14 protein-coding genes are annotated in these 13,296 nt (G+C 69.1%); 8 read left to right on the top strand and 6 right to left on the bottom strand.

Going from position 1 to position 13,296, the window contains the following annotated elements; all coding sequences use genetic code 11:
- Positions 1 to 231: 231 nt before the first annotated feature.
- The 5 genes from ispG to map all read left to right on the top strand — a co-directional run bounded on the left by ispG (position 232) and on the right by map (position 5,925).
- Complete coding sequence (gene ispG, locus ACYVF3_RS15620) at positions 232 to 1,386, top strand: flavodoxin-dependent (E)-4-hydroxy-3-methylbut-2-enyl-diphosphate synthase (RefSeq protein WP_461154947.1); 1,155 nt, start codon at positions 232 to 234, stop codon at positions 1,384 to 1,386.
- A gap of 158 nt (positions 1,387 to 1,544) precedes the next feature.
- Entirely contained in the window at positions 1,545 to 2,381 is an 837-nt protein-coding gene (locus tag ACYVF3_RS15615) for a GNAT family N-acetyltransferase (RefSeq protein WP_461154946.1), read from the top strand.
- Between the two features lie 76 nt (positions 2,382 to 2,457).
- The gene (locus tag ACYVF3_RS15610; RefSeq protein ID WP_461154945.1) at positions 2,458 to 4,242 is read left to right on the top strand and encodes a penicillin-binding transpeptidase domain-containing protein; all 1,785 of its coding nucleotides are present in this window, start codon (positions 2,458 to 2,460) and stop codon (positions 4,240 to 4,242) included.
- Positions 4,243 to 4,574: 332 nt separating this feature from the next.
- Entirely contained in the window at positions 4,575 to 4,964 is a 390-nt protein-coding gene (locus ACYVF3_RS15605; RefSeq protein WP_461154944.1) for a type II toxin-antitoxin system VapC family toxin, read from the top strand.
- A gap of 103 nt (positions 4,965 to 5,067) precedes the next feature.
- Entirely contained in the window at positions 5,068 to 5,925 is an 858-nt protein-coding gene (gene map / locus ACYVF3_RS15600; protein WP_461154943.1) for a type I methionyl aminopeptidase, read from the top strand.
- On the opposite strand, the gene ACYVF3_RS15595 is transcribed toward map, so the two are convergent.
- Positions 5,912 to 6,568 carry a DUF2306 domain-containing protein gene (locus ACYVF3_RS15595; protein WP_461154942.1) on the bottom strand — a complete coding sequence of 219 codons (657 nt, stop codon included), beginning with the start codon at positions 6,566 to 6,568 and terminating at the stop codon, positions 5,912 to 5,914. The two genes, map and ACYVF3_RS15595, sit on opposite strands and share 14 nt — an antisense overlap.
- A 101-nt stretch (positions 6,569 to 6,669) precedes the next feature.
- Here ACYVF3_RS15595 and ACYVF3_RS15590 point away from each other — a divergent pair, with 101 nt between their 5' ends.
- Complete coding sequence (locus tag ACYVF3_RS15590; RefSeq protein ID WP_461154941.1) at positions 6,670 to 7,587, top strand: GntR family transcriptional regulator; 918 nt, start codon at positions 6,670 to 6,672, stop codon at positions 7,585 to 7,587.
- Here the strand turns inward: ACYVF3_RS15590 and ACYVF3_RS15585 are convergent.
- Genes ACYVF3_RS15585 through ACYVF3_RS15565 form a run of 5 tightly spaced genes read right to left on the bottom strand, consistent with a single transcriptional unit; the run spans position 7,584 to position 11,115 of the window.
- Positions 7,584 to 8,795: a DUF6346 domain-containing protein gene (locus ACYVF3_RS15585; RefSeq protein WP_461154940.1), complete on the bottom strand. Its 1,212-nt coding sequence runs from the start codon at positions 8,793 to 8,795 to the stop codon at positions 7,584 to 7,586. The genes ACYVF3_RS15590 and ACYVF3_RS15585 overlap by 4 nt on opposite strands.
- Complete coding sequence (locus ACYVF3_RS15580; protein WP_461154939.1) at positions 8,792 to 9,418, bottom strand: DUF6346 domain-containing protein; 627 nt, start codon at positions 9,416 to 9,418, stop codon at positions 8,792 to 8,794. The genes ACYVF3_RS15585 and ACYVF3_RS15580 overlap by 4 nt, the downstream gene beginning before the upstream one ends.
- 8 nt (positions 9,419 to 9,426) lie before the next feature.
- On the bottom strand, positions 9,427 to 10,509 hold the full coding sequence (locus tag ACYVF3_RS15575; protein ID WP_461154938.1) for a WXG100 family type VII secretion target: 1,083 nt from the start codon (positions 10,507 to 10,509) through the stop codon (positions 9,427 to 9,429).
- 7 nt (positions 10,510 to 10,516) lie between these two features.
- Positions 10,517 to 10,828 (bottom strand): type VII secretion target, encoded by a 312-nt coding sequence (locus tag ACYVF3_RS15570; RefSeq protein WP_461154937.1) that lies wholly within the window; start codon positions 10,826 to 10,828, stop codon positions 10,517 to 10,519.
- Complete coding sequence (locus ACYVF3_RS15565; RefSeq protein ID WP_461154936.1) at positions 10,825 to 11,115, bottom strand: hypothetical protein; 291 nt, start codon at positions 11,113 to 11,115, stop codon at positions 10,825 to 10,827. The genes ACYVF3_RS15570 and ACYVF3_RS15565 overlap by 4 nt, the downstream gene beginning before the upstream one ends.
- 265 nt (positions 11,116 to 11,380) lie before the next feature.
- Here ACYVF3_RS15565 and ACYVF3_RS15560 point away from each other — a divergent pair, with 265 nt between their 5' ends.
- Both ACYVF3_RS15560 and ACYVF3_RS15555 read left to right on the top strand, forming a co-directional pair.
- Positions 11,381 to 12,901, top strand: a complete 1,521-nt coding sequence (locus ACYVF3_RS15560; RefSeq protein WP_461154935.1) for a cobyric acid synthase — start codon at positions 11,381 to 11,383, stop codon at positions 12,899 to 12,901.
- Positions 12,902 to 13,011: 110 nt separating this feature from the next.
- Positions 13,012 to 13,269, top strand: coding sequence for a type II toxin-antitoxin system Phd/YefM family antitoxin (locus tag ACYVF3_RS15555; protein WP_461154934.1), 258 nt, complete (start codon positions 13,012 to 13,014; stop codon positions 13,267 to 13,269).
- Positions 13,270 to 13,296: the final 27 nt, after the last annotated feature.

Here is a 13,296-nt window from a genome sequence, read left to right as displayed (position 1 = left end):
ACGGCGGGTCGCGTTGGGCGAGGGCGATGGCGTGAGTTTGTGAGCGCAAGATCACCGTTAGGGTGAGGCGCCCCCGAAGTTGTGGGCCGAACGGGACGTGAACGGCAGAAGTCGATCACCCAACGTGATTCGTCCGACGCCCGGACGTCCAGCCGGATGAAGGTGCGCCGGTATCGTGGACCGCGGGCGGGACACCGTCCGAAGCACACCAGAAGAGGTGGAGAGGTATCGATGACCGTCGATCTGGGCATGCCTGCGGGCGCCGCCCCGGTGCTTTCCGAGCGGCGTAAGACTCGCCAGTTGCAGGTCGGACCGGTCGGAGTCGGCAGCGAGAGCCCGATCTCCGTGCAGACCATGACCACGACCGTCACCGCCGACATCAACAGCACCCTGCAGCAGATCGCCGAGCTCACCGCTGCGGGCTGCGACATCGTCCGGGTCGCGTGCCCGACCGCCGACGACGCCGAAGCCCTGCCGGCCATCGCCAAGAAGTCGCAGATCCCGGTCATCGCCGACATCCACTTCCAGCCGAAGTACGTCTTCGCGGCGATCGAGGCGGGTTGTGCCGCGGTGCGGGTGAACCCCGGCAACATCAAGAAGTTCGACGACAAGGTCAAGGAGATCGCGCAGGCCGCGAAGGACCACGGCACGCCGATCCGGATCGGCGTCAACGCCGGTTCCCTCGACCCGCGCCAGATGGAGAAGCACGGCAAGGCCACTCCCGAGGCGCTGGCCGAGTCCGCGCTGTGGGAAGCGGGCCTGTTCGCCGAGCACGACTTCCACGACATCAAGATCTCGGTGAAGCACAACGACCCGGTGGTCATGGTGCGGGCCTACGAGATCCTCGCCGAGCAGTGCGACTACCCGCTGCACCTCGGCGTCACGGAGGCCGGTCCGGCCTTCCAGGGCACCATCAAGTCGGCCACGGCCTTCGGCGCCCTGCTCCGCCAGGGCATCGGCGACACGATCCGCGTCTCGCTGTCGGCCCCGCCGGTCGAGGAGATCAAGGTCGGGACCCAGATCCTGCAGTCGCTGAACCTGCGCCCGCGCAAGCTGGAGATCGTCTCCTGCCCGTCCTGCGGACGTGCTCAGGTCGACGTCTACAAGCTGGCCGACGAGGTCACCGCGGGCCTGGAGGGCATGGAGGTCCCGCTGCGCGTCGCGGTCATGGGCTGCGTCGTCAACGGGCCCGGTGAGGCCCGCGAGGCCGACCTGGGCGTGGCCTCCGGCAACGGCAAGGGCCAGATCTTCGTCAAGGGCGAGGTCATCAAGACCGTGCCCGAGCACCAGATCGTCGAGACCCTGATCGAAGAGGCCATGCGCATCGCCGAGGAGATGGGCGAGGGAGTCGAGGAGGGCGAGAGCCCGACCGTCACCGTCGGCTGACCCGGCGTCACGCACGAATCGGCCGTCCGGCACGTCCGGGCGGCCGATCGGCTTTTTCCAGCGTTGTCGCTGCTCCGAACGGGTGACGGCAGTGTTGCTCGATGTGGTTGATCTCCGCCGATCAGCCGTTCGCGTGGCATTTCTGGCACTCTTGGCGGGTGCTCAAGGTTGCCGGTGCCCGCTTGCTGGAGGAACGGGACGCGAATCTGGTCCGGTCGGTGCTGGACTCCGCGCCCGTGGCCGCCTGCATGGTCGCCGCGCGCGTCGAGGAGGCCGGGCTGCACCCGCTGCGGCTCGGCGGTGAGCTCTGGGGCTACGGCAGCAGGCTGACCGGCGTGTGCTTCTCCGGGGCGAACCTCGTCCCGCTGCGCGGTGGCCAGGACGAGATGCGCGCCTTCGCCGATCGCGCGCTGCGCCGGCGCCGGGTGTGCTCCTCCCTGGTCGGCCCGGCCGAGCAGGTGCTGGCGCTGTGGGAAGAAGTGGAAGTCCAGTGGGGGCCCGCGCGCGAGATCCGCGCGGAGCAGCCGCTGATGGTGCTCTCCGAGCGACCGCACGTCGAGCCCGACCCGCTGGTGCGGCCGGTGCGCCCGGACGAGCTGGAGCGCTACCTGCCCGCCGCGGTGGCCATGTTCACCGAGGAGGTCGGCGTCGACCCGTCCACCGACGGCGGCGCCGCCGGGTACCGGGCGAGAGTGGCCGATCTCATCGCCGGGGGGCGCGCGTTCGCGCGCTTCGAGGACGGCGAGGTCGTCTTCAAGGCCGAGATCGGTGCGCTGTCGTCGACGGTCGGGCAGATCCAGGGCGTCTGGGTGCATCCGGACCGCCGGAGCACGGGCCTGGGCACGGCGGGCACGGCGGCCGTGGCCGATCGCCTCGTGCGCGGCGTGGGTCGCACTGCGAGCCTGTACGTCAACGACTTCAACGTCGCGGCCCGCGCCGCCTACCAGAAGGTCGGCTTCCGGCACGTCGGTGATTTCGCGACCGTGCTGATGTAGAGCGATTTCGTCCGCTCCGCCCCCTTTGCCGGAGCCCAGATTCGGTGCCGTGCATGACTTCGGCATACTCGCGGGCATGCTTTCCTCGCGGATCATGGCCGGTGTGGCCGCAACGCTGCTGATCCCAGTGGCCGGATGCAGCACCGGGCCATCCGAGAAGGACGTGGCCACCTCGTTCGCCAACGCCGTCGCCGCGGGCGACGTGGCGGGCGCGGCGGCCCAGACCGACAACCCCGATGCCGCGCGCCGTGCGCTGGAGCAGGTGCGCAAGACGCTGTCCCCGACGGCCACGCACGCCGCCGTCGGTGACGTGACCGAGAACGAGCAGGGTGCTGCCGCGAAGTTCGACCTCTCGTGGGACTTCGGTGAGGGCAAGGTCTGGCGGTACCCGAGCACGATGCAGCTCGCCGAGGGGCCCGAGGGCTGGAAGGTCCTGTGGGCGCCGTCGGTGCTCCACCCGAAGCTCAAGGCCGGCCAGACCCTCGCCTACAGCGAGGTCATGCCCGCCCCCGGACCCGTGACGGGCGGTGAGGGCAAGCAGCTGATGGGCCCCGAGCCGGTGGTCACGGTCAGCCTCAACGGCCAGGAGGCCGGTGACGTGCCGGGCGTGGCGGGCAAGCTCGCCGACGCGCTGCGCCAGGTGGACCCGCAGATCACGCAGAAGTCCATCGTGGACGGTGTCGGCAAGACGCCGCCCGGGCAGCCCTACCAGGTCGTCACGCTGCGGCAGGCCGATTACGACAAGGTCCGCTCCAGCATCTACGACCTGCCCGGCGTGCGGTTCCCGGCGCAGATGCGGCTGCTCGCCTCCGAGCGCGGCTACGCCTCGCAGGTGCTGGCCGGTGTGTCCAAGAAGGTCGACGAGCAGGTCGAGGCCAACGCCGGGTGGCAGGTCGCGGTGGCCGACACCAAGGGCAACGAGATCAGCAAGCTGCACACCGTCGCGGACAAGCCCGTTCCGCCGACCTCGGTGACCCTGTCGGACAGCGCGCAGCGCGCCGCCGAGCAGGCGCTGGACCCGGTTCCGCAGGCCGCGATGATCGTGGCGATGAAGCCCTCCAACGGCGAGGTGCTGGCGGTCGCGCAGAACGACCCGGCCGACGCGCAGGGGCCGATGGCGCTGTCCGGGCAGTACCCGCCCGGCTCGACGTTCAAGATCGTCACCGGTGCTGCTGCGCTGGAGTCCGGCAAGGTCCGGGCCGACACCCCGGTCGACTGCCCGCCGAAGAAGGTCTTCGACGGCATGACCCTGCCGAACGACAAGGAGTTCGGCCTCGGGATGGTTCCGCTGCACACCGCGTTCGCGCAGTCCTGCAACACCACGTTCGCGCAGCTGTCGGTCGACCTGCCCGACGACGCGCTGCCGAAGGAGGCCAAGAAGTTCGGCATCGGCGTCGACTTCGACATGCCGGGATCCACGACGATCACGGGCAAGGTCTCCAACGCCGAGTCGGTCACCCAGCACGCGGCCAACGGCATCGGCCAGGGCAAGGTGCTGGCCAGCCCGTTCGGCATGGCGCTGGCGGCGGCGACGGTGGCCAACGGCGGGATGCCCACGCCGACGCTGATGCGCGGGCAGCAGACCACCGCCGACGGTGCACCGGAGAAGATCGACCCGGCCTCGCTGGACCAGCTGCGGTCGATGATGCGCGAGGTCGTGACCGGCGGGACCGCTCGTGGCCTGTCGGGCTCGGGCGAGGTCCGGGGCAAGACCGGCACCGCGCAGTTCGGCGACGGCACCCACTCGCACGGCTGGTTCGTCGGGTACCGCGACGACGTGGCCTTCGCGGTCCTCATCACCGATGCGGGAGCGTCGGGTCCCTCGGTCGAGGCGGCCAAGCGGTTCCTGGGTGGTCTCTGAGTCCCGACGATCGCAGAACGCGTGGGGTCGCTTCACGTGATCGGGCGATCACTTAGGGTCAATTGGGTGCTAGGTTGTAGCCCATCGAGCGCAACGGCGCTGTGGCGTTGCTGCGCTCGATGGCTCGCCGCCGGGGTTGCCACGCCACCGACGAGCGATCCTGGTCGCCACGTTGTGTTGCCGTTGCGACGGGCGACCTGACCGGGTGTCCGGGGGTTCTCCCGGGCGCTGGTCGGCCCGCCGCGACTCCGGCGGGCATCCCCGACGACCCCGTGCCGGCACCGCCTCCCCCGAAGGCCGTCGGCGCCGCCCAGGTGTGAACAGGAGTGGTTTTGATCTACTTCGATTCTTCCGCGCTGATCAAGATGATCGCCCCGGAGCCGGAGAGCCAGGCGTTGAGCCAGTGGATCCGGGACCGCTGGGAGCAGCCGCGCGTGACCAGCGCGCTGTCCAAGGTCGACGTGCTGCGCAACTTCCGCGAGCAGGGCCCGGCGGCCGAGGACCTGGCCTCCATCGTGGTCTCGAAGCTGGAGACGTTGCCGGTGCAGCAGGAGGTCCTGGACACCGCCAGCGAGCTGCGCGCGAACCTCGGCCCGGTGGACGCGATCCACCTCGCCTCGGCCTGCGGCATCCGCAACCAGCAGGTCACCTACGTGTCCTACGACCCGGCGCTGATCGAGGCGGCGAAGGAAGCCGGCCTCGCGACCGCGTCCCCCGCCTGAGCACCTCCTGCTGACCGGCGGTAACCGTTTCGCTTCGCGGAAACGACCGCGTCGTGCGGTTACCGCCCGGAGTCGTGGCGGCGAGCGTGGTTAGAGTGGGGACATGCCGGTTCGAGCCCCGTTGAAGCCAGGCGTTGCGACGCCGCGCCGCCCAGTCCCAGCGAACATCGAGCGTCCCGAGTACGTGGACAAGCCGGCTCCCCAGCGCAACACCGACCCCGACGTGCAGACGCCGGAGATCATCGAGTCGATGCGCTACGCGGGCAAGCTCGCCGCGGAGGCGCTGGCCGAGGCGGGCAAGGCGATCCAGCCGGGCGTGACCACCGACTCCGTCGACGCCGTGGTGCACGAGTTCCTGCTCGACCACGGCGCGTACCCGTCGACGCTGGGCTACCGGGGCTTCCAGAAGTCCTGCTGCACCTCGATCAACGAGGTGATCTGCCATGGCATCCCGGACTCGACGATCATCGAGGACGGCGACATCGTCAACGTCGACGTCACCGGCTTCGTCGGCGGGGTGCACGGCGACACCAACGCGACGTTCCTGGCCGGTGACGTCTCCGAGGAGGCGCGCCTGCTGGTCGAGCGCACCCACGAGGCGACGATGCGCGGCATCAAGGCCGCCAAGCCCGGGCGTCAGCTCAACGTCATCGGGCGCGTCATCGAGTCCTACGCCAAGCGCTTCGGCTACGGCGTCGTCCGCGACTTCACCGGCCACGGCATCGGCCGCTCGTTCCACAGCGGACTGGTGATCCTGCACTACGACGAGCCGTCGGTCGACACCGTCCTGGAACCGGGCATGACCTTCACCATCGAGCCGATGATCACCCTCGGCACCCACGAGTACGACATGTGGGAAGACGGCTGGACGGTCACCACGAAGGACAAGAGCTGGACGGCCCAGTTCGAGCACACCATCCTCATCACCGAAGACGGCAACGAGATCCTCACGCAGCGGTGAGCGGTCGCTTCCGGTCGAGCCACCACTGAGCGACCAGCAGCGGGATCGTCCAGCCCAGCCAGGTCGTCATGCCCGCGAGGTGTTCCGCGGGCATCGACGGTCCCAGGGCGAGGACCAGGACGGGCGACCACAGCCGGTTCGTCACGATCGACGCGGTCAGGGCGAAGCTGCGCACCATCCACCTGCGGTGGTCGCCGAACCGCCGCGCCCGAGCGGCGCGCCAGCCCGCCGCCGTGCAGATCAGCCAGAGCGCGGACAGCAGCACGTTGCTGGCGGCGGCCACCGGGCCGAACGGGGTCGCCGCGCCGATGACCAGGCCGATCAGCCCGGCCGGGAGCACGCCGGCGAAGACGTAGGCCCGCCCGATCCGGCGGTGCGCGACGGGGTGGCGGCTCCGGAAGCGCGGCCACACCTGGAAGCAGCAGGTCAGGATCGCCACCGAACCGCACAGCACGTGGACGACCAGGAGCGGGAAGTAGCCCGGCAGGTCCGGAGGCGGCACGCGCGAGGCGGCCGGGTCGAAGCTCAGGTACGGCGGCAGCGAGTAGGCCACGAAGACCAAGGCGATCAGCGCGAACGGGCCGACCCAGGGCCGTCGCCACCACGAGGTTCGCGCCGGGCGAGCGGTTGCCGGTGAGATCATGCTTTCCCCCTCGAATCGGTACGACGTACGACCCTACGAACCTGTCCGCGAACTCGGGGAAAACAGCTTCACATGTGGGGAAACCGCACTAGTCTGGCCAGGTGGGCGAGTCACAGCGCACTAGGGCGATGCCGCCGTACTTGCGGATCGCGGCGGACATCCGGCGACGCATCGACGAGGGCGAGCTGCGACCGGGCGACACCGTGCCCTCCACGCGCAGGCTGGTCGCCGAGTGGGGCGTGGCGATGGCCACCGCCACCAAGGCGCTCAACGCGCTGCGCACGCAGGGCTGGGTGACCACCGCGCCGGGCAGCGGCACGGTGGTCAGCGCCGGATTGCGATCGAGGCGCCCGGCCAGCGGCCCCGATGCCGCCATGACCAGGGAGCGGATCGTGCGCACCGCCCTCGCGCTCGCCGACCGCGAGGGCCTGGCGGCGGTGTCGATGCGGCGCGTCGCCGCCGAGCTGGGCAGCGGCGCCATGACGCTGTACCGGTACGTGCCGGACAAGGAGGAGCTGGTCCGGTTGATGGCGGACACGGCCTTCGGCGCCCAACCGCTGCCCGAACCCGGACCGCCGGGCTGGCGCGCCAAGCTCGAACTGGCCGCTCGCCTGCAGTGGAGCATCTACCGGCGCCACCACTGGCTTCCCCCGGTGCTGCTGACGTCGCTGACCGATCCGCCGGTCGTCGCCAGCGGCATCGCCCTGGTCGACTGGCAGCTCCGCGCCCTCGACGGCCTCGGCCTCGACGACCAGACCAAGTTGTGGATCCTGGCATCGCTCAACGGCTACGTCGGCGGCATCGCCATCACCCGCTCCCTGGACGCCGAGTCCGAGCACGGCACCGGCCTCACCAGCGCTCAACGCCAAGCCCTCGACCACTCTCTGCTGACCGGCCTGATCGCCACCGGCCGCTTCCCGGCGATGGAATCCCTCGACGCCCACCTCGACCTCGACGACGTCTTCACCTTCGGCCTCCAACGCCACCTCGACGGCCTCGAAACCTTCCTGTCCCGTTAGCGGACCAGGTCGGGGCGGAACTTCGAGATGGCCCGGGTCACCCGGTTCACGGTTGACCTCCCCGGCAGCAGCAGGCGAGGGGTCAGCGGGTCGTCGGCGTCCATCAGCTGCGGATGCGCGGCCCCGAATCCGTCGTCGGCCGGCTGGAACAGCAGTGCGGCCTGAATCGGCTTGGACTCCGGGTCGTCCTTGATCTTCGGCTGCGGCATGCGCCCGTGGAGGGCGCGCACCTCGTGCCAGCCCACCAGATCGAGACCTTCCTTCGACGGGAGGTAGAGCCCTCGCTCGTCGACGTGCACCCGCAGCGGTTTTGCGGTCATGACGGTGGCGAAGATGGTCATCAGCGCCGAGGGAACGAAGAGGATCACGGTGAAGAACCAGCCGACGACGCTGGCCACGCTCGACGAGCTGTTGACCGCTTCCTCCGGGTAGAGCGCGATGTAGAGGAAGAGGCTGCAGATCGCGCTCGCGATGAGTCCGCCGATCACCATGCTCCAGCCCTCGTGGTAGCGGACCACCTCGGCGTTCACCCCAGGAACCACCGCCGGGGAGAGGGTTTCGAGCCCGGCAGCCCGGGCCTCCCGGTGAGCGCGGCGCTCTTCGTCGATGACGCGCTGACGCTCGCGCCAGTGCGCCTTCTCCTGCTGTTCCTGCCGCTTCTTCTCGGCCTGTTCCTCCGGAGTCCCGTGGATCTTCTCCCAGAACTCGCGCTGCCCGACCTGCGAGAAACCCCAGACCAGAGACCTGACGAACATCCACAGCACGGGCGGAGCGAGGCCGATGGTGGCCAATGTGATGACCACGAGCCGGAAACCTTCTGAGTAGCCCTCCGCCGCGGTGTAGGTGTGCAGCGCGGTGTTCGTGCTGAACCGGCTTCCGCCGTAACCCCACGTGAGCCGCTTCTCCTCGCCGACGTCCTCCGGGGAGAAGAGGTTCATGTCGATGGTCGTGGTCCAGGACTTCCCGGTCTCGTCGTCCCGGACCCGGAGGGTGCAATCCCAGTTGTGCCCGAAGCCGCGGCGAGTGACGGGACCGGTGTCCTCACAGGACTCGACCAGCGCTGTGGCATTCGGCCGCTCGTGCTTCTCCGGGAACGAGAAGATGATCGTCGGCCAGAGCATCGCGATGCAGGCCGTGACCACGAGGCCGCTGACGACCTTCGCAAGACGGACGACGACCGCGTCCGAACGCCACACCGCCACGCTCATCTCTTCATCTCACGCCGCCGTCGCCGCTGTTCCTTGCGGAGCTCGCGGTTGCGCCGCATCTCATCCCAGAACTCGTCGTCCTGCTGCTTCTTCGCCTTCTTCTCCGTCGAGGTGCCGAGGCTCTTCTCCCAGAACCGGCGCTGACCCTCTTGGGAGAACGACCAGGTGATCGCCTTCGCCAGGAACCAGAGGGAGGCCACGATCGCCACTGCCCCGACCGCGAACATGACGATGAGATTGGTCGCCCCGGAATAGCCCTCGGGAGAGGAGTAGACCCTGTTGTCGGATTTGACGATGCGGCCACCCGCGTAGGCCCACGCCACGCGCTTGTCGTCACCGATGTCCTCAGGGGTGAACAGGTTCATGTCGACCTGGTCGTTCCAGGTCTCGCCCGTCTTGTCATCGCGCACCTCGACCGCGCAGTTCCAGTGGTGACCGAATCCGCGACGGGTGATCGGCCCGGTGTCCTCGCACGACTGCACCTTGGCGGTGGCATTGGTGGTCGTGCTCTTCTCCGGGAAGGAGAAGATGATCGTCAATGCGGTGAGCACGATCAACGCCACGATGCCCAGGCCGAGCACGAGGCGGATGATGCGCGCAATGGGATTGTCCGACTTCCACATGCTGTCGACTAACCTCCGTCGCGGTTGTTCTCGGCCTCGTCGGCGCCGTCGTCGAGCTTCGCGGTCTCCTTGACGGCCTCGTAGCCGAACTTGCTGGCTCCGCCGTCGTCCCAGCCCGCCGACACCGGGCCGGATGTGGGGTCGGCGAGGTCTCCGCGGAAGGCCGGCTTGAACTCGGCGCCACCTGCGAGGAAACCGCGTTGCGCTGCGCTTCCCGTTGTCGTGCTAGGAGCGATCCTCCGCGCAGCATCGGAGACGGATTGTTCGGTGATCGCTTTCTGGCCCGGGGTGACCCCTGGCATTTCGCCCAGGTTGCGGAAGAACCCGTCGACTCCCTTGCGCAACGAGGTCGCTGCCGAGCCGAGCTCGTCGAGCTTGCTCCACAGGTTGTGCAGCACGGTGCCGAGCTTGTTCATCCACTCGGAGATCTTGTCCGCCCACTTCAGCGCGATCCGCACCGCGTCGGCGATCGCGCCGCCAGCGGCGATGCCCGCGGTGCACGCTGCGGCGATGCCCCACTTGAGCAGGCAGCTCACGATCTCGGCGATGGCGCCGGAGATCATGTCGCGCACGATGCCTCGCACCGCGCCGACGACAGCCCCCGCACCGTCAACGGCGGATTTCATGCTCGTGCTGGCAGCGGCGAGCTGGTCCACCTTTTGTGAGATGTCGTCGCCGAGCTTGCGGTAGGCGTCACCGGCCTGGCCTTCCCAACCGGTCGTGCTGCCAACGGCTTGGCCGTACTCCTGGCCAACGCTCTTGAGTTCCTTGCCGATGTTCTCCCATGTGCTGGCCATACCGCCGATGGCGTCGGGATTGCCCATGAGGGCGTCGAATGGCTCCCGGAGGAACGAGATGTTCTCCATCGCCCACCCGAACCCCCAGCTGATCAACGTCCCCAGCGGGTCTGCGGCCAAACCGACGGCATCCACGCCCAGGCCGAGAGCATTGAGCCCTGCGGAATCCCAGTCGTTGTTGTCGATGGCCTGGCAGACCCCGTAGAAGTTCTCGGCGCCGCCACCACCGCTCAGCGGGTTGGAGGTGCCCTTCTGCTCGGCGTCCTTCGTGGATTCGTCCGCCGTGACAACCATGTCCGCTTCAGAAGTCAACCTTGACCCCCTGGATGATGGACATGTTCTCCTGGTCGGTGCGCTCGTACTCGTCCGCGGTTTCGTCCAGGGCCTTCTTGACCGAGTCGAGCCCCTTCTTGCCGCTCTGAACGGCCGACTTCACCGCTTCGCCTTGGGCGATGCACTGGGAGGCGATGAACTGGCCGAAGATGCCGAAGGCGTTGGTGGCCATGGTTGTTTCGGCTGCGCCGTGGGCTGTGTTGACGCGGTCGGCGAAGCCTTGGACCTGGTTGCTGTGCTGCTTGATGACCGAGACGTCCGCCCGGAAGCCGTCGCTCATCGCAGGAAGCTCCCGTTCGAGTTGTCGTCATCGTCGTCGGGAGGTGACGCGGGGCGTGCGGGCGGTTGCTGCGGGTCCTCGTCGGTGCCGTCGCCCGCGTAGCCGTGGGGGAGGCTGTTCTTGACGAAGTCGAGGGCTGCTCCGTCGCCGACGAACTGCTGCATGACCTCGACCATCTGCCCGGCGGCCCGGCGCTGGGCGTCGCGCACGCAGGTCATGATCGCCGCGGCGACCTGATCCGGTTTCGGGTGCTGGAACCCGTTGCCGAAGCGGATGTCCTCCAGCACACCGCTGCTGTTGACCTTGACCGTGATCTGGCCGTCAGGGGAGCGCGGACGCGCCGACCTGCGTGAGCTCGTCCTGCGCGCGGTCGGTGTCGGTCTTGATCTGCTGCAGCTTGGCGTTGTAGTCGCTCAGCCAGTCGTCAGGTGTCGTCATCGGAAGTCCGTGGGTCGAGGGCAGGCCAGTCGGCAGGGTAGTTGAGCAGGTTCTTCCCGTGTCCGGATTTCGGGTGTCGGTTCCCACAGGAGGGGCATGGGGTAGGAACTAGGTGTGAATGCGCTGCTGGTCGCCGGGACGACTTCGGATGCGGGCAAGAGCGTGCTGACCGCTGGGATCTGCCGGTGGTTGGCGCGGTCGGGCGCGCGCGTCGCGCCGTTCAAGGCGCAGAACATGTCCAACAACTCCGTCGTCACCCCTGACGGCGGGGAGATCGGGCGGGCGCAGGCGGTGCAGGCCGCCGCGTGCGGGATCGAGCCGTCCGTGCGCTTCAACCCCGTGCTGCTCAAGCCCGGCAGCGATCGGAGTTCGCAGGTCGTGGTGCTGGGCCGGGTCGCGGGCGAGGTCACCGCGCTGTCCTACCGCGAGCGGAAGGCGGCCCTGCTCGACACCGTCGCGTCCACGTTGGAGGAACTGCGGCGGGAGCACGACTACGTCGTCTGCGAGGGGGCCGGATCGCCCGCGGAGATCAACCTGCGGGCCAGCGACATCGCCAACATGGGGCTCGCGCAGGCCGCGCGACTGCCCGTGGTGGTCGTCGGCGACATCGACCGCGGTGGGGTGTTCGCGCAGCTCTTCGGCACCCTGTCGCTGCTGGACCCGGCCGATCAGGCGCTCGTCGCCGGCTTCGTGATCAACAAGTTCCGCGGTGATCCCGAGCTGCTGCGCCCGGGGCTGGACCAGCTGAAGCACCTGACCGGCAGGCCCGTCCACGGAGTCCTGCCGTGGGCCGAGGACCTGTGGCTCGACGCCGAGGACTCGCTGTCCTACGTCGCCGACGGCGTCGTCGGCCGACCTGCTCCGCCGCGCGGCGGGCAGTGGCTGCGGGTCGCCGTGCCCCGGCTGCCGAGGATCTCCAACGCCACCGACGTCGAGGCGCTCGCCGCCGAACCCGGTGTGGCGGTGCGGTTCGTGACCGAACCCTCCCGGCTCTCCGACGCCGATCTCGTGGTCCTGCCCGGCTCGAAGTCCACCGTCGCCGACCTCGCCTGGCTTCGGGAGAGCGGCCTCGCCGAGGCGATCGGCCAGCACGCGCGCGCCGGGCTGCCGGTGGCCGGGATCTGCGGCGGGTTCCAGATGCTGACCAGGCGCATCCACGACGAGGTCGAATCCGGATCAGGCGCGGTCGACGGCCTCGGACTGCTCGACCTGGAGATCGACTTCGCGCCGGAGAAGACGCTCGCGCGACCGCGTGGTGAGGCCTTCGGCGCGCCCGTCAGCGGCTACGAGATCCACCACGGCGCGGCCGTCCGACGAGGCGACCTGGAACCGCTGGTCACCCTGCCCGACGGCGAGGGCGAAGGCGGGGTCGCCGGACCGGTGCTCGGCACGCACTGGCACGGGCTGTTCGAGAACGACGCGTTCCGCCGCGAGTTCCTGGCCTGGGCGGCGGAGTTGGCCGGGCGAGATGGGTTCCGGGCTGCCGAGAACACCGTCTTCGCCGACATCCGCGACGCGCAGCTCGACCTGCTCGGCGACCTGGTCGCCCAGCACCTCGACACCGGCGCGCTGCGCCGACTCCTGGACGGGGGAGCGCCTTCAGATCTGCCGCCGTTGACCGCCGGTCTCGGCTGAGACCCGGCGTTCCGGTCGGAGGCGACGAAAAGGACGCCCCGTAGGCGGAATCGCCCAATCGACTACGCGAGTCGGCCTCATGATCTGTGTGATGCGGGTAACTTGGCGGCATGGCTGTTGAGTTTTCCGTGGACGAAGCCGCTGCACGGCTGACCGAGCTGATCGAACGAGCGGAAGCGGGCGAGCACATCGTGATCACCCGCTTCGGCGCACCAGCGGTGTCGCTCGAACCGAGCCCGGTCCCCGCGCAGCGCGGCGGCTTCACCGCCGGAGTGGTCGCGGCGTCGTGGGCCGTTCCGGCCGTCGACGGCACCTTCGACGTGGGCACCGACTACTGGGCCGATCCGGGGAGCTCCCTGGGCGCGTGATCACTGCGCTGGTCCGTCGAGGCGTCA

The sequence above is a fragment of the Saccharopolyspora tripterygii genome, assembly GCF_054778355.1.
The sequence above is the reverse complement of the archived record's forward strand: the minus strand, read 5'-3'. Positions and strand labels throughout refer to the sequence as shown.

Bases quoted from the DNA above. Each gene is read 5' to 3' on its own strand.
- ispG (WP_461154947.1), top strand. From the start codon at position 232: ATGACCGTCGATCTGGGCATGCCTGCGGGCGCCGCCCCGGTGCTTTCC.
- ACYVF3_RS15610 (WP_461154945.1), top strand. From the start codon at position 2,458: ATGCTTTCCTCGCGGATCATGGCCGGTGTGGCCGCAACGCTGCTGATC.
- map (WP_461154943.1), top strand. From the start codon at position 5,068: ATGCCGGTTCGAGCCCCGTTGAAGCCAGGCGTTGCGACGCCGCGCCGC.
- ACYVF3_RS15595 (WP_461154942.1), bottom strand. From the start codon at position 6,568: ATGATCTCACCGGCAACCGCTCGCCCGGCGCGAACCTCGTGGTGGCGA.
- ACYVF3_RS15585 (WP_461154940.1), bottom strand. From the start codon at position 8,795: ATGAGCGTGGCGGTGTGGCGTTCGGACGCGGTCGTCGTCCGTCTTGCG.
- ACYVF3_RS15580 (WP_461154939.1), bottom strand. From the start codon at position 9,418: ATGTGGAAGTCGGACAATCCCATTGCGCGCATCATCCGCCTCGTGCTC.
- ACYVF3_RS15575 (WP_461154938.1), bottom strand. From the start codon at position 10,509: ATGGTTGTCACGGCGGACGAATCCACGAAGGACGCCGAGCAGAAGGGC.
- ACYVF3_RS15570 (WP_461154937.1), bottom strand. From the start codon at position 10,828: ATGAGCGACGGCTTCCGGGCGGACGTCTCGGTCATCAAGCAGCACAGC.
- ACYVF3_RS15555 (WP_461154934.1), top strand. From the start codon at position 13,012: ATGGCTGTTGAGTTTTCCGTGGACGAAGCCGCTGCACGGCTGACCGAG.